The organism is uncultured Faecalibacterium sp., assembly GCF_900066275.1.
In the GTDB taxonomy this organism is placed as follows: Bacteria; Bacillota; Clostridia; order Oscillospirales; family Ruminococcaceae; genus Faecalibacterium; species Faecalibacterium taiwanense.
Genome location: NZ_FMFG01000031.1, coordinates 11,649 through 28,759 on the forward strand (window position 1 = coordinate 11,649; position 17,111 = coordinate 28,759).

Annotated in this window: 17 protein-coding genes; 2 read left to right on the forward strand and 15 right to left on the reverse strand. The window is 58.5% G+C overall.

The genetic code is table 11. From position 1 onward, the window contains the following. Window positions 1–2: 2 nt before the first annotated feature. From QZL71_RS09945 to QZL71_RS09990, 10 genes are all read right to left on the reverse strand, one after another. Window positions 3–1,880, reverse strand: coding sequence for a glycosyltransferase family 2 protein (locus tag QZL71_RS09945; protein ID WP_294648617.1), 1,878 nt, complete (start codon window positions 1,878–1,880; stop codon window positions 3–5). A gap of 1 nt (window position 1,881) precedes the next feature. After that, window positions 1,882–2,625: an ABC transporter ATP-binding protein gene (locus QZL71_RS09950; RefSeq protein WP_005943870.1), complete on the reverse strand. Its 744-nt coding sequence runs from the start codon at window positions 2,623–2,625 to the stop codon at window positions 1,882–1,884. Between the two features lie 12 nt (window positions 2,626–2,637). After that, window positions 2,638–3,447 carry an ABC transporter permease gene (locus QZL71_RS09955; RefSeq protein WP_223388262.1) on the reverse strand — a complete coding sequence of 270 codons (810 nt, stop codon included), beginning with the start codon at window positions 3,445–3,447 and terminating at the stop codon, window positions 2,638–2,640. Window positions 3,448–3,453: 6 nt separating this feature from the next. Further along, a complete protein-coding gene (gene rfbC, locus QZL71_RS09960; protein ID WP_097777386.1) occupies window positions 3,454–4,020 on the reverse strand; it encodes a dTDP-4-dehydrorhamnose 3,5-epimerase in 567 nt (188 codons plus the stop codon). Window positions 4,021–4,092: 72 nt separating this feature from the next. Beyond that, complete coding sequence (locus QZL71_RS09965; RefSeq protein ID WP_294648618.1) at window positions 4,093–5,433, reverse strand: D-alanyl-D-alanine carboxypeptidase family protein; 1,341 nt, start codon at window positions 5,431–5,433, stop codon at window positions 4,093–4,095. 96 nt (window positions 5,434–5,529) lie between these two features. Continuing rightward, the gene (locus QZL71_RS09970; RefSeq protein ID WP_294648619.1) at window positions 5,530–6,120 is read right to left on the reverse strand and encodes a dipicolinate synthase subunit B; all 591 of its coding nucleotides are present in this window, start codon (window positions 6,118–6,120) and stop codon (window positions 5,530–5,532) included. Beyond that, entirely contained in the window at window positions 6,117–6,911 is a 795-nt protein-coding gene (locus QZL71_RS09975) for an NAD(P)-dependent oxidoreductase (protein WP_294648620.1), read from the reverse strand. Before QZL71_RS09975 ends, QZL71_RS09970 begins: the two co-directional genes overlap by 4 nt. A 137-nt stretch (window positions 6,912–7,048) precedes the next feature. After that, window positions 7,049–7,642 (reverse strand): ECF transporter S component, encoded by a 594-nt coding sequence (locus QZL71_RS09980; protein ID WP_005943857.1) that lies wholly within the window; start codon window positions 7,640–7,642, stop codon window positions 7,049–7,051. Window positions 7,643–7,784: 142 nt separating this feature from the next. Continuing rightward, window positions 7,785–8,765 (reverse strand): Gfo/Idh/MocA family protein, encoded by a 981-nt coding sequence (locus tag QZL71_RS09985; RefSeq protein ID WP_291012766.1) that lies wholly within the window; start codon window positions 8,763–8,765, stop codon window positions 7,785–7,787. 28 nt (window positions 8,766–8,793) lie between these two features. Then, window positions 8,794–9,690, reverse strand: coding sequence for a type III pantothenate kinase (locus QZL71_RS09990; protein WP_097781313.1), 897 nt, complete (start codon window positions 9,688–9,690; stop codon window positions 8,794–8,796). A 228-nt stretch (window positions 9,691–9,918) separates the two neighbouring features. Between QZL71_RS09990 and coaBC the strand changes: the two genes are divergently transcribed. Continuing rightward, on the forward strand, window positions 9,919–11,115 hold the full coding sequence (gene coaBC, locus QZL71_RS09995; RefSeq protein WP_097774290.1) for a bifunctional phosphopantothenoylcysteine decarboxylase/phosphopantothenate--cysteine ligase CoaBC: 1,197 nt from the start codon (window positions 9,919–9,921) through the stop codon (window positions 11,113–11,115). 36 nt (window positions 11,116–11,151) lie between these two features. Here coaBC and QZL71_RS10000 read toward each other — a convergent pair whose 3' ends face one another. Beyond that, on the reverse strand, window positions 11,152–12,000 hold the full coding sequence (locus QZL71_RS10000; RefSeq protein WP_120080509.1) for a DegV family protein: 849 nt from the start codon (window positions 11,998–12,000) through the stop codon (window positions 11,152–11,154). A 329-nt stretch (window positions 12,001–12,329) separates the two neighbouring features. On the opposite strand from QZL71_RS10000, the gene murC reads away from it, so the two are divergent. Continuing rightward, the gene (murC, locus tag QZL71_RS10005; protein WP_294648621.1) at window positions 12,330–13,712 is read left to right on the forward strand and encodes a UDP-N-acetylmuramate--L-alanine ligase; all 1,383 of its coding nucleotides are present in this window, start codon (window positions 12,330–12,332) and stop codon (window positions 13,710–13,712) included. A 62-nt stretch (window positions 13,713–13,774) separates the two neighbouring features. Here the strand turns inward: murC and QZL71_RS10010 are convergent, their stop codons facing one another. From QZL71_RS10010 to QZL71_RS10025, 4 genes are all read right to left on the reverse strand, one after another. Beyond that, window positions 13,775–14,248: an LURP-one-related/scramblase family protein gene (locus tag QZL71_RS10010; RefSeq protein ID WP_005943839.1), complete on the reverse strand. Its 474-nt coding sequence runs from the start codon at window positions 14,246–14,248 to the stop codon at window positions 13,775–13,777. Window positions 14,249–14,395: 147 nt separating this feature from the next. Beyond that, complete coding sequence (locus QZL71_RS10015) at window positions 14,396–15,367, reverse strand: histidine kinase dimerization/phospho-acceptor domain-containing protein (protein WP_294648622.1); 972 nt, start codon at window positions 15,365–15,367, stop codon at window positions 14,396–14,398. After that, the gene (locus QZL71_RS10020; RefSeq protein WP_223388269.1) at window positions 15,349–16,029 is read right to left on the reverse strand and encodes a response regulator transcription factor; all 681 of its coding nucleotides are present in this window, start codon (window positions 16,027–16,029) and stop codon (window positions 15,349–15,351) included. The genes QZL71_RS10015 and QZL71_RS10020 overlap by 19 nt, the downstream gene beginning before the upstream one ends. 4 nt (window positions 16,030–16,033) lie before the next feature. Continuing rightward, on the reverse strand, window positions 16,034–16,897 hold the full coding sequence (locus QZL71_RS10025; protein ID WP_294648623.1) for a TraX family protein: 864 nt from the start codon (window positions 16,895–16,897) through the stop codon (window positions 16,034–16,036). Window positions 16,898–17,111: the final 214 nt, after the last annotated feature.

Sequence of the window (17,111 nt, forward strand, 5' to 3'; positions counted from 1 at the left end):
TGTTATTTCCTCCACTGCACCGTGATACGTCCCTCTTTCAGCCCGCGCAGATCATTGCTTTCGGAAAAATCCTCCCGGTCCATGGTCAGGTTGGGGTTGTAGTAGGGGTCGTGCAGAATGTTCGCCTTGCCGTGCACGGCATACAGCCGCTGCTGCTCGGCGGCAAAGCGCCGGGCTTTCACCGGGTCTTTTTCGTCGCCGCCGCGGCTCTTGCTCTCGTAATGGGTCAGCTGAGCATAGGGTGTCCACGCAATGCGGCAGCCTGCATCCCGCACCCGCAGGCAGAAATCCACATCGTTGAAGGCCACCGCAAAGGCTTCGTCCAGACCGCCCACTTCGTCCCACACGCTGGTCTTTACCAGCAGGCAGGCACCGGTGACGGCGGAAAAGTCCTGCACCGTTGCAGCGCGGAACATGTAGCCGCTGCCGCCCGCCTTGCGGTATTTGTGGCTGTGGCCCGCGTAGCCGCCAAGGCCGGTCACGACGCCTGCATGCTGCAGGGTCTCATCCGGGTAAAGCAGCTCCGCGCCGCAGATGGCCGCGCCGCCGGGGTGAGCACACTGCCGCAAAAGCTCCGTGAGCCAGTCCGCATTGCGCACCTCCACGTCGTTGTTCAGCAGCAGCAGGTAATCCCCGCTGGCGTACTGCCGGCCAAAGTTGTTGATGCCGGAAAAGTTGAAGCCCTTCTGCGGGTAGTTGACCACCTGCAGGCCGTCGTAGCGCTGCCGGGCTTCCTTATAATAGGTAAAGGTGGCCGGTTCGGTGGAGTTGTTCTCGATGACGATAACCTCAAAGTTCTCCCAGCTGGTTTTGGTCCAGATGCTGTGCAGGCACTTTTCCAGATCGTCGGTGTGGTCCTTGTTCGGGATGAGGATGCTTACCTTCGGGTCGCCCACGATATCCCACTTCACCCGGTAGGTACTGGGGAACAGGCCATCCTCCACGGTGCCGGTGCGTCCGGTGCGGGCCAGATGGTCGGCCAGCGCCTTTTTGGCTGCTGCCGCCACATAGGGCTTGGCATCGGTGCCGCCGGAGGTGGAGCCTGCGTGCACCCGCCAGTAGTACAGCACCTGCGGCACATGGGCCGCGCCGCCGGTCTTTTCCACAAGGCGCAGGAACAAATCGTGGTCCTGACTGCCGTCGCACTCCGGCCGCTCCCCGCCGATCTCATCCCACAGCGCCTTTTGGAACACCGCCAAGTGGCAGATGTAGTTGCAGCACAGCAGGTAGTCCGGGGCGTAATCCGGCTTGAAGTGGGCCACCATGGGCCGCTGGATGCTCTTGGAAAAGAGTGCTTCATCGCTGTAGAGGAAGCCATCCGGCTCGCCCTGCGCCCGCAGCTGCAGAATGGCTTTGCCCATGGTGTACATGGCGTGGGGCGCAAGGATATCATCGTGGTCGGCAAGGGCCAGATATTCCCCTGCGGCAAGCTCTGCCGCAGCATTGGTGTTGGCCGCAATGCCTTTGTTTTCGATCTTTTTGTATACGATGCGTTGATTCTTTGTCTGATATTCCTCTACGATGCGCTTCACATCGGCATGTTCTGCATCGGAAGCATCCGCAAGGCAAAGCTGACCGTTGGGGGCCGTCTGGTTCACAAAGGAATCCAGAAATTCCCGCAGGTATTTTTCCGGTGTATTATACAGCGGGGTCAGGATGCTGATGGTGGGCAGGCCGCAGTCTGCCGCCATTTTGCCGACCATTTCTGCTTTTTGGGCTTCCAGCACCTTTTTGGCGGGCAGATAGCGGGCACGCTTGCCAAAGCAGCGGCGCTTGACAAAGCCCGCGCCCCGTTTGAGCATGGTGGGCAGGCCCTCGTCCTTCGTCAGCTGCACCGCATAGCCTGCCAGTTCTCTGGCACGTTTCAGTCGTACATTCATATCAGGCCTCGCCGCGCTGCGTTGCCTTGTAAGCCGCGCAGACCGTTGCCGTATCGCCATTCATTTTCAGGTGGCCGTGGCTCAGCCATGCCACCTTGCTGCACATGCGCTCGATCTGCTCAATGGAGTGAGACACCAGAATGACCGTGGTGCCGCCCGCCATCAGCTCCTGCATCCGCTTTTCGCACTTCTGCTGGAACAGGAAATCGCCCACCGAAAGCACCTCGTCCGCAATGAGGATATCTGGCTTGGTGATGGTGGCAATGGCAAAGCCGATGCGGGCCACCATGCCGGAGGAGTAGTTCTTGAGCGGCACATCCAGAAAGTTCTGCAGCTCGCTGAACTCCACGATCTCATCAAACTTTTCGTCCAGATACTTGGGCGAGAAGCCCAGCACCGTGCCGTTCAGGTAGATGTTCTCGCGGGCAGTCAGGTCCATATCAAAGCCCGCGCCCAGCTCGATGAGCGGGGCGATGGAGCCGCGGACCGTCACCTTGCCCTTGCTGGGCTTGTACACGCCCGCAATGGTCTTGAGCAGGGTGGACTTGCCCGAGCCGTTCAGACCCACAAGGCCGTAGAAATCGCCGGGCATGATGTCCAGACTCACGTCCTTGAGGGCGTAGAATTCATCGTACTGCAGGCGGCCCTGCACCATGGCAAGGAAGTATTCCTTCAGGCTCTCATGCTTTTCCTTGGAGAGGTTGAAGCACATGGAAACATTGTCCACTTTGATGATCGGTTCCATTGTTCTTCCTCCTTAAATATGCAGCACAAAGCGATCCTGCGTTTTGCGGAACACCCACACGCCCACCAGCATGGAGAGCACGGCGCAGCAGCCGCACACCGCGAACATGTTGAAATCCAGCGGGATGCCCCACATTACGGTACGGCGGAAGCCTGTGATGTACCAGTACATGGGGTTCAGCTTGATGATCTGCTGCATGTTGAACCCGCCAATGGAAAAGGTCATCTGGGTGGGGTCGTAGAAGATGGCGGAAAAATACAGCAATGCGGTGATGAACACGCTCCAGATGTGCATGATATCCCGGAAGAACACGGTAGCCGCTGCCAGAAGCAGGCCCACGCCCAGACTGAAGAAGAACAGCGTCACCAGCGGGTAGACCGCCTCGATGAGGGTCAGGTGGAAGGGTGCACCGGTAAAGATCATGACCAGCAGCAGCGCCACAAAGCTGAACACGCAGTTCACCATGGCAAAGCAGCACTTTTCCAGCGGGAAGATATACTTGGGGATATACACCTTTTTGAGCAGGGGCGCAGCGCCCAGCACACTGCTCATGCCGGTGGATGTGGCCTCGTTGAAGAAGTTGAACAGCAGCTGGCCGCACATCAGGAACACGGCAAAGTTGTCGATGCCGCTGCCGCGCATGTCCATCAGACTGCTGAACACGGCCCAGTACACAAGGCACATGAGCAGCGGGTTCAGAACGCTCCACACCACGCCCAGCACGCTGCGGCGGTATTTGAGCTTGAAGTCACGGCTGACGAGGTTCCACAGCAGATAGCGGTAGCACCAGAAGCCGTTCCACATTGCTTTGAATTTTGCCACAGGCGATCACCACTTTTCAAAATATTCAAACTTCTGTGCAGCAAAGGGCTCGTGCAGCTTGTCCTTTGCGCTGGTCTTGTGCTCGCAGCCGCAGTCCGGCCACTGCACGTTCACGGTGGGGTCATCGTAGGGGATGCCGCCCTCGCTGGTGGGATCGTACACATCGGTGCACTTGTAGCAGAACTCTGCCACATCGCTCAGCACCAGAAAACCGTGTGCAAAGCCTTCCGGGATGTAGAACATCTTCTTGTTCTCCTCGGACAGGGTCACGCCCACCCACTTGCCGAAGGTGGCGCTATGCGGGCGGCAGTCCACGGCCACATCAAACACCTCGCCCTTGGTCACGCGCACCAGCTTGCCCTGCGTGTGCTCCTTCTGGAAGTGCAGGCCGCGCAGCACGCCGCGGGTGGAGCGGCTCTGGTTGTCCTGCACGAATTCCTTATCGATGCCGGCTTCGGCAAACTGATCCTTCTGATAGGTCTCCATAAAATAGCCGCGGTCGTCGCCGAACACCTGCGGCTCAATGACCACAACACCGGGGATCTCGGTCTGAGTAAACGTAAACTTGCCCATATTTTGTACCTCTCTTTTTGTGAAGCATGTTTGTTTTATCTGGAAAAGTCTGTTCGACGCAGGCTTTTGCGCTTATTTGCCGCGGCGGGTCTGTCCCTGTTCCGTGCGCGTTCTGCGGCGTTTCTTCCGCCAAGTGATGAACCGCACCACCAGAAAAGTCACCAGCGCTGCCGCTGCGGTGGACCCCAGCGAGATGCCCAGCAGCCAGAATGCATGGCTTTGGGGCTTTACCGCCTTGGCCGCTTCCAACTCCTGACCGGTGCTGTTCTCCAGCAGTTCAGGCAGGCCGGAAATTTCCGCATCCACACGCACGCTGGTGCTCTCCTGCTTTTCGCCGCCGTGGACGGTGTACACAGCGTACACCTCCGGGTCGGAGCCAAGGACATAGCTTTCCGGCAGTTCCAGCGTCACCTCCACATCGTCGGCAGTCAGGCCGTTGGCCAGCAGCAGCCGCACGCCGGGGTCGGAGACGGTCACGGTGCCAAGGCTCCCGCCGCCGCCCACCACGCTCAGCGGTGCTGTGATGCCCTGCGCGGGCAGGTCGGTGTAGCCGGTAAAGGTGCTGAAGGCGTAGTCCAGCAGGGTGCGCATATCGTTGTATTTATCAGTGCTCAGCTCGCTCTGCATGGTCACGCAGATGAGCCGGACGCCGTTCTGCTCCGCCAGACAGGCGTAGCTGTAGCGGGCCGTGTTGGTATAGCCGAGCTTGGAACCCAGAATGGACGAGATGTAGTACCGGCTGGAGCCAATGCGCATTTTGTCCTGCTGGGAAAAGTAGCGGGTCACGGGCTGGATGTTGGTGGGGTCCATGGTGTACATCTCATTGCGGGTGAACACCTGCTCAAAGCCCGGCTGCTCCAGTGCCCAGCGCAGGATCTGCGCCATATCGTAGCAGCTGGTGTAGTGGTCCTCGTCGCTGATGCCGTGAGGGTTTGCAAAGTGGGTGTGCGCAAGGCCCAGCTCTTCTACCCGCGCATTCATCTTTGCCACGCCGTCCGCGATGGTGCCCTCTCCCACATATTCGGCCAACAGGTTCGCGCCGTCGTTGGCACTGGCCATCTGGGTGGCGTACAGTGCATCGGTCAGGGGCACTTCTTCGCCCTCGCGCAGGGCAATGTGACTGGAATCGGTGCCCGCCAGCGAGTAAACATCCTCGTGGGTCACGGTGAGCTTTATATCATCCCAGTTCCCCTGCGCCTTTTCGCAGGCAAGGCCCAGCGTCATCACCTTGGTGATGGATGCCGGGTGCAGCTCTTCGTTCATATTCTGCTGTGCCAGCACAAGGCCGGTGTCTGCATCGATGATGCAGTAAGCGCGGGTGGCACCAAGGGCAGGGCCAGCCGCCGCTGCCCCCGGCACGAACACGCAGATCATAAGCAGCACAACGCACAGCGCCGCTGTCAGTTTTTTCATCTGGTTTTTCTCCATTGAGCGTTTTTCTGCCCGTCGTACTGCACCGGCAAAGCATCAAATTCAGTATACCACATTTTGTCCCGGCTGAAAAGCCATTCAGACGTTGTTTTGCAGCAGAACGGGCTGCAGCTGCAGCCCGGCCAGCGCAGCGTCCAGTGCAGCGGGCAGACGGGCAAAGTCCGCTTTCAGGCTGTTGGGCTTGTGGGTGGGGTCATCCTGCCCGTAGGGCACAAAATAATAGTGCTTGCGCTGGTAGAGCCGGGCCATGTTCTCCCACGATGCGCCCAGGCCGTCGTTTGTGGAAACGCCCACCAGAACCGGGCACCCCACCCGCAGCAGGCTCTTTGCCGCCAGCGTCACCGGCGTATCGGAAAGCCCCGCCGCAAGCCGTGCCAGCGTGGCCCCGGTGCAGGGCGCGATCACCAGTGCACTGACCAGCTTTTTAGGGCCAAGCGGCTCCACGGCCTGCAATGTGTCCAGCACTGCATGGCCGGTAAGGGCTTCCAGCCGTTCCTGCCAAAACTGCCCGGTGCCAAAGCGGGTATCCTGCTTTGCGGCAAAGCTCATGATGGGCAGCAGCTCCCAGCCCTGTTCTGTCAGCTGCTGCGCTGCCGCAAGCGCCGCTTCCAGTGTGCAGAAGCTGCCGCACACCGCAAATGCAATGCGTCCTTTTTTCTGCGTTCTCATGTGTGTTCCTCCCGCTCCCGCAAAATGGTCAGCACGGTGCGTGCCACCGCTTCCCCGGCCGTGTCCGGCGCACAGGCGGCGGGCAGGCTGAGCGCATGGATGGCCTTGCAGCCCAGCCGCTGCGCCGCAGCAAAGTCGGTGCCGCCGGGCTTTGATGCCAGATCCACGATCAGGCTGCCGGGCCGCAGAGCCGCCAGCACCGGCTCGGTCAGCACCGGGGCCGGGATGGTGTTCACCACCGTATCAAAGGCCGGAGCCAGCGCGGCCAGCCGGGCAAGCTCTGCACCCCGCAGACCAAGGCTCTCGGCCAGCGCACGCTGTTCGGCGCGCCGGGCACAGACAGTCACATTTGCCCCCAGTGCCGCCAGCCGTGCCCCCAGCGCCTGCCCCACCGGGCCAAAGCCCAGCAGCAGAAGGTTTGTGCCCCACAGGGTACGGGTGCGCTCGGCCAGCAGGATGCCAATGCAGCCCTCCGCCGTAGGGATGGCATTGTACACCGTCAGCTCCGGTCGGGCAAAGTAATCCACCAGCTCCACGCCAGCTTCCTGTGCGATGGTCTTTGCCTGAACTGAGAGCCTGCCGCCCAGTGCCACCGCACCGGGCTTTGCGGCCCGCAGCAGCTCTGCCAGCGGGGTGCGGGCCGCATCCAGCGGCAGAGGCAGCAGGATATAATCTGCCAGTGCAACCTGTTCGGCTCCGCCCACCGCATAACCTGCCCGTTCCAGCACCCGGCCTGCCGCCGCCTGCCGGGCATCGGTGCCCACCACCACAAACAGCTTTTTCGCTTCCATGCCGCATCCCCCTTTGCCTGCTCGTGGGCCATCCTATGCAGGAGAAATATTTGTTGTGAAAAAACTCCTCCAGCTTTCGCCGGAGGAGTTTTTTATCACGATTATAGAATGCGCCGCCCTGACATCCGGCACATCTTTTATTTTACGAACTTTGCCACAGCACGGGCTACGATGCCGCCCAGAATGCCGGAGACAAGGAACTCGGCCACACCCTGCACGCCGACCAGCAGCACCACGAACATGAAGGGGTTCGCAGCACCCTTGACGGACACGAGGTTCTGCACGTAGTCACAGCCGTAGAAGGCCAGCACGATCCAGCCCATGAAGAACACCGTGTTCAGGAACGGTGCGCTCATGGCGCTGAGGATGTAGCTCCAGGTGCCGGGCTTGTCAAAGCGCTTCAGGCCGCTGAAGATCAGGCCGCAGCACAGGCCCATCAGCACGCGCATACCCACGCACAGGATAAAGGTGTTGACGGGGCTCACCTGAAACAGTGCGCCGGTCATGGCGGAAGCACCGGTGATGGCATCGTAGAAGCTCACTGCGCCGAACACACCGCCCAGCAGCGCGCCCACAGCGGGGCCCATGGTGATGGCACCCACTGCAATGGGAAGGGTCAGGAAACTCATGTACAGCGGGCCCACAGGCACGCTGCCCAGACCCACCATCTTCATGACCAGCTCAATGGCAACCAACAGCGCCACACGGGTAAGAGTTTTCGTATTTTTCATATTCAGTTTTCCTCCTGCTGCCGTTCCGCCCTATACGTCGGATACGGCGCAAACCTGCCCGCTCTATGCGGGTTTTAAAGTAAATATTCAAACAATTTGGAGCGCGTTTTTGTCAGGGCGTGTTCCAATGGGAAAAGCTTTTTCAGTGGTCGCACGGGAAGCGGATGCCCGCATTGCGGCGGGCCACCGTGAGCACACGGCTCACCGCGATGGTGGTATCCTGCATCCGGCCGCACAGTTCCTGATCTCCGCTCTCCAGCGCACGGGCAAAGGCTTCAAACTCTGCCGCCTGCCGGGGCCTGCCGCCATTCAGGTTATAGTGCTCTTCCTTGCCCTCGTTAGGGTGGAAGGTGATGCCGCCGCAGCAGTTGGCGGTGGACTTCTGCAGAATATAGCCCTTCGTGCCCTGAATGATGTACCGGGCCGGGGCCGCGCAGTCCTTGGCGGCGATGCTCACGGCCTTGAAGCCGCTGTAATCCATGGTCAGGATGCCGCTGGTGTCGATGCCGCGCTCCATGTTGGCGGTATATTTGGCCTGATTCGGCTCCCCGAACAGGCCCACGATGTAGCTTACATTATATACGCCAAGATCCATCAGGGCACCGCCGGCACAGGCCGGGTCAAAGGCAGGCTGTACATCGCCTGCACAGAAGGCATCGTACCGGCTGGAATACTGGCTGAAATTGCACTGTACCAGCTTCACGGTGCCAATGCGGGGCAGCAGCTCCCGGATCTTTGCGTAGTTTTCAAGGTACTGGGTGGTGATGGCTTCAAACAGGAACACCCTTTTGTGCCGTGCCAAATTTACCAGTTCTTCAGTCTGGGCCGCCGTGGGTGCCAGCGGCTTTTCCACAATAACATGTTTGCCTGCTTCCAGCGCCACGCGGGCATAGCGCACATGCTGCAGGTTCGGCACTGCAATGTACACCACATCCACCCACTGCAGCAGTTCCAGAAAATTGGTGGTGTGCTGCGGCACGCCGTACTGGCCGCAAAGGCTCTGAGCCAGCTCGGCGCTGCGCTCGGTGCTGCAGATGGCCTGCACCGTAAAAGGCGTGTGCTCTGCAAGCCATGGCAAAAATTCCCGCACGATCTTGCCCGTGCCAAGAATGCCTAATTTCATCTGATTTTTCTCCCCATCCTGTCGTTGGTCAGCCTACCAGCGCTTCCGGCTCGCGGCGGGTGCGCTTTTTGGGGTAGGTGCGCTGTTTTGCATGGCCGTGCTGGTTCTGCCGGCCATAGTGCCTGCCGCCGCCCGCACTGTGGTGCTGCGGCTGGGACGCATTGAGCTGGTACAAAAGGGCAAGTCCCTTCATCAGCAGCTCCGGGTCGTAGGTCAGCGGGTGGCGGCACAGCGGTGTCACATACTTTGCCAGCCCTCCTGTTACCACCAGAGTGACCGGACGGCCAAGCTCTTCCTCAATGCGCTGCACCATGCCGTCAATGAGCACAGCCGTGCCCATCACGGAGCCGGACAGCATGCATTTTTCGGTGTTGGTGCCAATGGCGCTTTTGGGCGAGCCAAGATGCACCTGCGGCAGCTGGGCACAGCGGTCACCCAGTGCCCGCAGCCCGGTGGAAAGCCCCGGGCAGATGACACCGCCCCGAAACACGCGGTTCTCGTCCACCACATTAAAGGTCGTGGCAGTGCCAAGATCCACCGTGACCACCGGCAGCGGAAAATTTGCCGCCGCATAAGCCGCATCCACAAGGCGATCCTTGCCCACGGCGTGGGGTTCATCCACGCCCATGGTCAGTCCGGTTCGGATCTCCGGCGAAACGATGACCGGCTTCCTGCCCGTATAATGGCGGGCGCACTCAGCCAGTGCCCCGGTGATCTGGGGCACCACGCTGGTGAGCACAGCGCCCTCAAAGCGCATGGGGCGCTCAGGATGGCGGCGGTGCGCAAAAATTTTATCCATTTCGACACGATATTCTGCAGCCGTGCGGGTGCGCACCGTGTCCATGCGCGCCACAAAGCATACACGTCCGTCCCGAATGCCCCCAAGGGCGACGGTGGTGTTGCCTATATCAATGGCTAAGATCATAATTCTGTTTTCCCTTTATAACGCGGCAGTATCCGGCAGGACGGCGGAGAAAGCTCCCCGATGGCCTGCCCCTCACCGCAGTCTGTCTATTCTTTGTCAAGCTGTATTTTACCGCATTTTGTTCCCAGTTACAAGCCTGTACAAAGATTTTGTTGTGCTGGCGGAACTTTTGCATTATACTAAGGTAAGAAATGTGGAAACAGTACGTTTTTGCAGGAGGTTTTACCAATGGATCTGAACGGAAAATGCGTCCTTCTGGGCGTAAGCGGCGGCATTGCCGCCTATAAAATGGCCAACGTGGCCAGCGCACTGCGCAAGCTGGGAGCCGATGTGGAAGTCATCATGACCAAAAATGCGACCCAGTTCATCACCCCTGTTACATTTGAAACGCTTACCGGCCACAAGTGCATGGTGGATACCTTTGACCGGGATTTCAAGTTTGAAGTCACCCACATCTCGCTGGCAAAAAAAGCCGATGTGATCCTTGTCGCCCCGGCCACTGCCAACGTCATCGCCAAGATGGCCCACGGCATCGCCGATGATATGCTCACCACCACAGTGTTGGCTGCAAAGTGCCCCAAGCTCGTTTCTCCGGCCATGAATACCGGAATGCTGGAAAACCCCATCACGCAGGATAATATCGCCACGCTGGAACGCTACGGCTTCACGGTGATCCCCTCCGAGAGCGGCGTGCTGGCCTGCAAGGATGTTGGCAGCGGCCGTCTGCCTAAGGAAGATGTGCTGATTGAGTATATCCTGCATGCCATTGCCCGGCCCAAAGATCTTGCCGGTCTGCGCATTGCCGTCACCGCCGGCCCCACGCAGGAGCCGCTGGACCCGGTGCGCTACCTCACCAACCATTCCACCGGCAAGATGGGCTATGCCCTTGCCCGTGCCGCCGCCATGCGCGGCGCGGATGTCACCCTTATCCACGGCGAGACTGCCCTGCAGCCGGTCAAGTTTACCACCGATGTGCCCGTGACCACTGCTCAGCAGATGTACGAAGCCGTCACCAGCCGCTTTGATGCTACGGATGTGCTCATTATGGCCGCTGCCGTGGCCGACTACCGCCCCGCTGCCGTGGCAAACGACAAGATCAAAAAAAAGGACGGCGACATGTCCATCCCTCTGGAACGCACGCCGGATATTCTGGGCACCATCGGCCCCAAAAAGACCCACCAGTTCCTGTGCGGTTTTTCCATGGAGACCCGCGATCTTGTGGAAAACTCCTCTGCAAAGCTGACCAAAAAGAATCTGGACATGGTGGTTGCCAACAACCTGAAAGTGGCCGGTGCCGGTTTTGGTGTGGACACCAATGTAGTCACCCTCATTACCCCGGACGGCACCCGTGAGCTGCCGCTGATGAGCAAGGCCGATGTGGCCGATGCCATTCTGGATGAAATTTTAAAACGCCGCTCCCAGTGAGAAAAAGTGGCTGTCGCATGTGCAACAGCCACTTTTTTATTTTTCCTTCCGTGCAAACACGATGCCAATGGTACCCGGGCCGGAATAGCCGCCGATGGTGGTGCCGATGTCTGTCTCGTGGCATTCCTTGAAGCTGCCGTATTTCTTCAGCCCCGCCTTCACTGCGTCCATGCAGCCAGGCTTCGGCTGGCAGGAGGAGATGAACACAAGGCTATCCTCGATGTCGTCGCGTTCCACCAGACGGTCGGTGATGTACTTGCCCACGCAGATGGGCAGGCTGCCGCGGTATTTTTTGACTACCTTCAGCTCGCCGTCGATCACTTCCAGTGCGGGCTTGATGCCCAGCAAGTTTGCCCCGAAGGCCAGCACACCGGAGCAGCGGCCGCTCTTGGCCATAAAGTCCAGCCTGTCCAGTACAAAGCTCAGCTCTACCCGTTTGGCAAGGCTCTGCAGCCGCATCGTAATGTTGCGGGGAGGCAGGCCATCTGCAGCCCACTTGGCCGCTTTCAGCACCAGATAGCCCTGCCCGGTACAGATATTCTGGCTGTCCACCACATAAACATTCTCGAATTCGCCTGCCGCCAGCTTCGCATTCTGGAAGCAGGACGAAAGCTTGCTGCTGACCGAAATATGGATCACCGCATCGCACTCTTTGGCAAACGGCTCAAAAAATTCGGTATATTCCACCAGATTTGCGGCGGCGGATTTGGGCATTTTGCCGCCCGCATTCACATAGGCAAACACATCTGCCGGGTGGATCGTTACGCCGTCCAGATAGCTATCCTCACCCATCAGAATGTGCATGGGCATCAGGGCAATGTCCCACTGTGCCAAAAGCTCTTCGGACAGGTCGCAGGTGCTGTCCGCTGTGATCTTGATTCTCACATTATTTCTCCTTTTATAAAACCGTTCTGCATCCTCTGTCGGCCGCACCGACGATTCCTTAAAAAATTGTCCTTTTCTATTTTACCACAGATGATTCAAAGTTGTTAAGTATTTTGTAAAGGCAAATGTAAATCTTTTATGAAGAAGTTCCCGGTTTCGGTTTTCTTGTACACTTATCACAAATTCCGAATTGGATTTATGGTTCTTTCCGAAAATTCGGGTTTACCTGTTTATTTTGTCCGCCAAAAATTATATAATAAGATGTATCCTAATAGAATGGATTGAATCGGTCTGCTCTGCGGCCGTTATTTATTTGGAGGTTGCCTTATATGTTCATGTACACCGATTACAACCAGCACCTGCTGGACAATGTAAAAAAGATTCACTTCATCGGCTGCGGCGGCAGCGGCATGTATCCGCTCATCCAGATCCTTGCCGCAAAAGGCTACGAGATCTCCGGCAGCGATGTGCTGGATGGCAGCATCATCCGCTACGAGCGTGAGATGGGTGTCAAGGTCAGCCTGGGTCACAGCGCCGATAATGTGATCGGCACCGACATGGTGGTCTACTCTGCCGCCATTTCCAAAGATAACGTGGAACTGAATGCCGCTGCCTCCTACGGCATCCCCACCATCGAGCGCAGCGTTCTGCTGGGTTATGTGAGCCGCCTGTACAAGCAGAGCATCTGCGTCTCCGGCACCCATGGCAAAACCACCACCACTTCCATGATCACCACTGCGCTGGAGCTGGCAGGCCGCGACCCGTCTGCCGTCATCGGCGGCAAGCTTCCGCTGATCAATGGCTACGGCAAGGCTGGCAAGGGCGACGATATCGTAATTGAGTCCTGCGAGTTCGCCGAGACCTTCCTCAAGCTGACCCCCTATCTGTCCGTTGTGCTGAACATCGACAACGACCATCTGGATTACTACGGCAGCATGGGCGAACTGAAGTTTGCCTTCAAGCGCTTTGCCCTGATGACCAAGTTCATGATCTTTGCCAATGCGGACGACAAGAACACCATGGATGTCATGTACACGCTGGACCGCCGCGTGCGCACCTTTGGCATCCAGAACGACGGCGATTATCAGGCATTGAACGTAAATGAATACAAGCCCGGCTTCTTTGAGTTCGACCTGAAGGAGTGGAACAAGGTCACCGGCCATATCCGGCTGGCCGTGCCCGGCTACCACAACATTTACAATGCGCTTGCCATGTGCGCCGTCTGCCGCTTCGTCGGTCTGACCGTGGAGCAGTGCGCCGATGCCGCCCTGAACTTCAAGGGTGCCGGCCGCCGCTTTGAGGTCTACGGCGAGTGTAACGGCGCTTTGGTCGTGGACGATTATGCACATCATCCCACCGAGCTGCGCGCTACCCTGAACACTGCCAAGGAGATGGGCTACAAGCGTCTGATCGCCGTCCACCAGCCGTTTACATACAGCCGCACCAAGATGCTGTTCAACGACTTTGTGGATGTGCTCAAGATCCCCGACATCACGGTGCTCACTCCCATCATGGGCAGCCGTGAGCCCAACGATCCCACCATTACCAGTGCAAAACTGGCCGCTCAGATCCCCGGCTCTGTTCTGGTGAACAGTCTGGAGGAGGCCGCCGAGTGGGTCAAGCAGAACGCCCGGGAGGGCGATCTGGTCATCACCCTCGGCTGCGGCGACATCTACAAGGCCAGCAAGATGATGGTGGCCGACAACCAGTAAAGAATCTGCTATACAAAAAGAGGAACGACAGCTGTCGTTCCTCTTTTTTTCGTTGATCCGGGTCAGTTCCGCGAGCACTTTTCCGCGTCGATGGCCAACACGAACATCAGCACATAAAGCGCATCCTTCGGGTCGGTGATGTCCAGAACGTAGGTGTCCGTCCAGTGGAACGGTTCCTTGGACACGGCAGCCACCGTGCCGCCGTCCGGGCCGGTGATGGTATAGTCCCACTCGAATACATCGCCCTCCACATGCCAGCCGTTGAAGTCGATGTTGTACTTCGGCTTGAAGAAGGTCAGCTCCTTTTTCAGGGTACCGATGCAGGTCTCGCCCTCGTACAGCTCAAACTTGGGCAGCCAGGTCAGGATCTCTTCCTTGACGGTGCCCAGCTCCTGCTGTTCTTCCGGGTCGTAGATCTTCAGGCAGTGCCCCCAGGACAGCTGCCCCTTGACCACATACACGGTGTTTTCGTTTTCGTCGTAGATGTCGTAGCTGTCAAACCAGCTGAATGCACGCTGTCTAAAAAGCAGTTTCATCTTCCTCACCTCACTCGGAATACGATTTGGGACGTCCTTTTCGTGCGGTTCTTCCGCTTTTTTCCATCATACCAGATTCTGCCTCATCGTGCAATCCCGAAGCAGCCCCGCCCGGAACATTCTCCGGGCGGGGCTACCGTTTGCCGTTCAGTTTTCTACGATTCGGCATGTTTTGTCATTCTTTTTCGTTTTGTATTTCAGTGGTGTCTGCACTTCGGCGCGGATCTTGCCAAGATAGGCGCGGGTCTGCTCTGCGCCCTGCAGAATCGCTTCCACCTGCGCCCGCTGTTCCTCAGTCAGGTCATCCTCCGCCAGCAGCTCCGCGTTGCCCTTGATGATGGTCAGCGGCGTTTTCAGCTTGTGGGACAGCCGAATGATCTGCTCCCGCTGCCGCTGCTCCATGTCCCACTGCTTCTGCAGGCTACCGGTCAGTTCATCGCCCATGGTTTGCAGCGCCTGCAAAGCGCTCTCGTACTCCCGCACCTTCGCGCCGGAAAACACCGCGCTGTCCAGATCCTTCCGCGCCACCGCCTGCGCGGCGGCGGTCAGCTTTTCGGTCTCCCGGGTCAGGAAGCGCCCTGTCCTGTGGGTGCTCCACACCACTGCCCCTATCAGCAGCAGAATGCCCAGAATGCAGTGCACGGTCTGCATATCCGGCAGCACGCCCCGCAGCGCAGGGTTGGCATAGGGCACGGCATAGTCAAATTGCAGCAGACAGACCGTTCCGTCCTGCAATTTCGACGTCATATAATACTGTGTGTAACCAAAATGCCAGCGGGTTTTCCCCTGCCGGTTCTCCATTGCCCGCTGCAAGTGCTCGGCATCCATGTTGGTGGCCAGCACCTCGCTGCTGTCCGGCGCGGCAAACAGGGCGTACCGGCACAAGGAGTCCAGCTGCGTTTCGTCAAAAGTAGCGGCGGTCATGCCCGGCAAAACGTCCTGTGCGGCTTTCTGGCAGGCCTGCGCGGCCTGATTCGCGGGCAGGAACAGCCCGCTGTTCTGGATCCACAACAGCAGCACCAGCAGCCACCCCACCGCGACCAGCAGGCAGGCCAGCGCCGTGCGCACCAGATATTGCAGCAGCACACTGCGCAGAGAAATCAGTCTTCGCTTTTCCATCGGTACCCCACGCCCCATACGGTATTAAGCAGCTTTTCCGGCTCCGGCACGCCCGCCGCCCGCAGCTTTGCCCGGATATTCTTGATGTGCTGGGTCACGGCGGTGTCGTCCGCAGTGCCGTCAATGCCAAAAACTGCTTCGTAAATTTGTTCCTTGGTAAAGGTCTGCCCGGCGTGCAGCGCCAGATACTCGCAGATGGCATACTCCGAGCGGGTCAAGGGCAGCGCCTTCCCCTCTACCGCCGCGCTCCGGGCGGTCAGGTCAAAGGCCACGCCGCTGCGCACCATCCGGTGTGCCGGGGTGCGGCTTTGCCGCCGCAGATGCGCCGCTACCCGCGCCCGCAGCTCAGCCACCCGGAAGGGCTTGGACAAAAAGTCGTCTGCTCCGATGCCCAGTCCCTCCAGCACGGCAGCCTCGTCGGTGCGGGCGCTCAGAAACAGAATGGGTGCTTCGGTCAGGCTGCGGATGCGCCGACAGACCGCAAAGCCGTCCTCCCCGGGCATCATCACATCCAGCAGGATGCAGTCTGCCCAGCGGCATAGCGGTTCGGTCAACGCCCCGCCCGCCTGCCGCGTTTCTACCCGGTGACCGTCCCGCTCCAGAGCGGTGCAGATCAGCTTGCAGAGCTCCAGATTGTCGTCCACGGCCAGAATGTTTGCCACAAGATCACCTCAACACGTTATAAACAAGGCAGGATGCCCCATACAGCAGATACACATGGGCGGGGTAGAACCAGTAGAACAGCTGCTTGTGTCCGCTGCCGCGCTGCCCGTTGTACAGCAGCATCAGCAGCACCGCCGCTACGCCGAACCACTCGTAGTAGTCGGTGAACATCTGCGTCCAGACAAAGCCATCCTGTCGGCAAGCCATCCCAAAGGTCAGCACAAAATCACACAGGAAAATGAGCACGGCCCATGCCGTCAGCTGTACGCGGCGATGCCCCCGCAGGGCATACAGCAGCACACCGCCCAGCAAAAAGCTCCAGCCGCCGTCCGTGATGGTTGTCCACATGGGCAGCGGGCTTGTAATGACAAAGGCCACGATCGTTGAAGCAATGGGCATCTCCTGTACCCCGGGGAAGAGCAGCAGAAATACTACCACCACATACGGCCAGCACAAAACGGCGGCAATGGCGCCAATGCCCTTTGCGAATTTTTTCTCCCGCAGCCAGTCAATGCCCTGCCAGACGATGCACAGCAGCACAAGATCCTGAAAAATAGCATTCTGCGGGTAGAAGCCATCCCCGCGCCGGAAGGCCTTGGCGTAAATCATAAAAAATTCCAGCGCCGCCATGGCTGCGCCGATAGCCCAGATGCGGATAAAATACCGCCTGCGGTCATGGGTATGGGCAAAGCCCTCTACCGTGCAGAACAGAAACAGCGGCGCACTGAGCCGCCCCAGCATACTGAACACCGTCGGGATGCAGCCGGTGAACTCGAAGAAATAATGAATGTGATCCAGTACCATCAGCACCAGTGCAATGGTCTTGAGCTGGGTACCGTCCAGCCCTTTTTTCGTCAATTTTTCCATACAGGCTCTCCTTTCCTTGTGCATTCAGTGTAACAGGAAAATCTGTAGAAAGTATAAGTTTCTGCCTTTATGATACTATTTTTTGCCCCAAAATGCAAACAAAAAAGCCCTAAGACTTTCATCTCAGAGCTTTCTGTTCAAGTCGGCGACTACCTATTTTCACGCGCCGTTTCCAGCGAACTATCTTCGGCACAAGTGAGCTTAACTTCTGTGT

What these genes read in the sequence shown, in the direction of transcription:
- QZL71_RS09945 (WP_294648617.1), bottom strand. Translation starts at nt 1,880, where the DNA reads ATGAATGTACGACTGAAACGTGCCAGAGAACTGGCAGGCTATGCGGTG.
- QZL71_RS09950 (WP_005943870.1), bottom strand. Translation starts at nt 2,625, where the DNA reads ATGGAACCGATCATCAAAGTGGACAATGTTTCCATGTGCTTCAACCTC.
- rfbC (WP_097777386.1), bottom strand. Translation starts at nt 4,020, where the DNA reads ATGGGCAAGTTTACGTTTACTCAGACCGAGATCCCCGGTGTTGTGGTC.
- QZL71_RS09965 (WP_294648618.1), bottom strand. Translation starts at nt 5,433, where the DNA reads ATGAAAAAACTGACAGCGGCGCTGTGCGTTGTGCTGCTTATGATCTGC.
- QZL71_RS09970 (WP_294648619.1), bottom strand. Translation starts at nt 6,120, where the DNA reads ATGAGAACGCAGAAAAAAGGACGCATTGCATTTGCGGTGTGCGGCAGC.
- QZL71_RS09975 (WP_294648620.1), bottom strand. Translation starts at nt 6,911, where the DNA reads ATGGAAGCGAAAAAGCTGTTTGTGGTGGTGGGCACCGATGCCCGGCAG.
- QZL71_RS09980 (WP_005943857.1), bottom strand. Translation starts at nt 7,642, where the DNA reads ATGAAAAATACGAAAACTCTTACCCGTGTGGCGCTGTTGGTTGCCATT.
- QZL71_RS09985 (WP_291012766.1), bottom strand. Translation starts at nt 8,765, where the DNA reads ATGAAATTAGGCATTCTTGGCACGGGCAAGATCGTGCGGGAATTTTTG.
- QZL71_RS09990 (WP_097781313.1), bottom strand. Translation starts at nt 9,690, where the DNA reads ATGATCTTAGCCATTGATATAGGCAACACCACCGTCGCCCTTGGGGGC.
- coaBC (WP_097774290.1), top strand. Translation starts at nt 9,919, where the DNA reads ATGGATCTGAACGGAAAATGCGTCCTTCTGGGCGTAAGCGGCGGCATT.
- murC (WP_294648621.1), top strand. Translation starts at nt 12,330, where the DNA reads ATGTTCATGTACACCGATTACAACCAGCACCTGCTGGACAATGTAAAA.
- QZL71_RS10010 (WP_005943839.1), bottom strand. Translation starts at nt 14,248, where the DNA reads ATGAAACTGCTTTTTAGACAGCGTGCATTCAGCTGGTTTGACAGCTAC.
- QZL71_RS10015 (WP_294648622.1), bottom strand. Translation starts at nt 15,367, where the DNA reads ATGGAAAAGCGAAGACTGATTTCTCTGCGCAGTGTGCTGCTGCAATAT.
- QZL71_RS10025 (WP_294648623.1), bottom strand. Translation starts at nt 16,897, where the DNA reads ATGGAAAAATTGACGAAAAAAGGGCTGGACGGTACCCAGCTCAAGACC.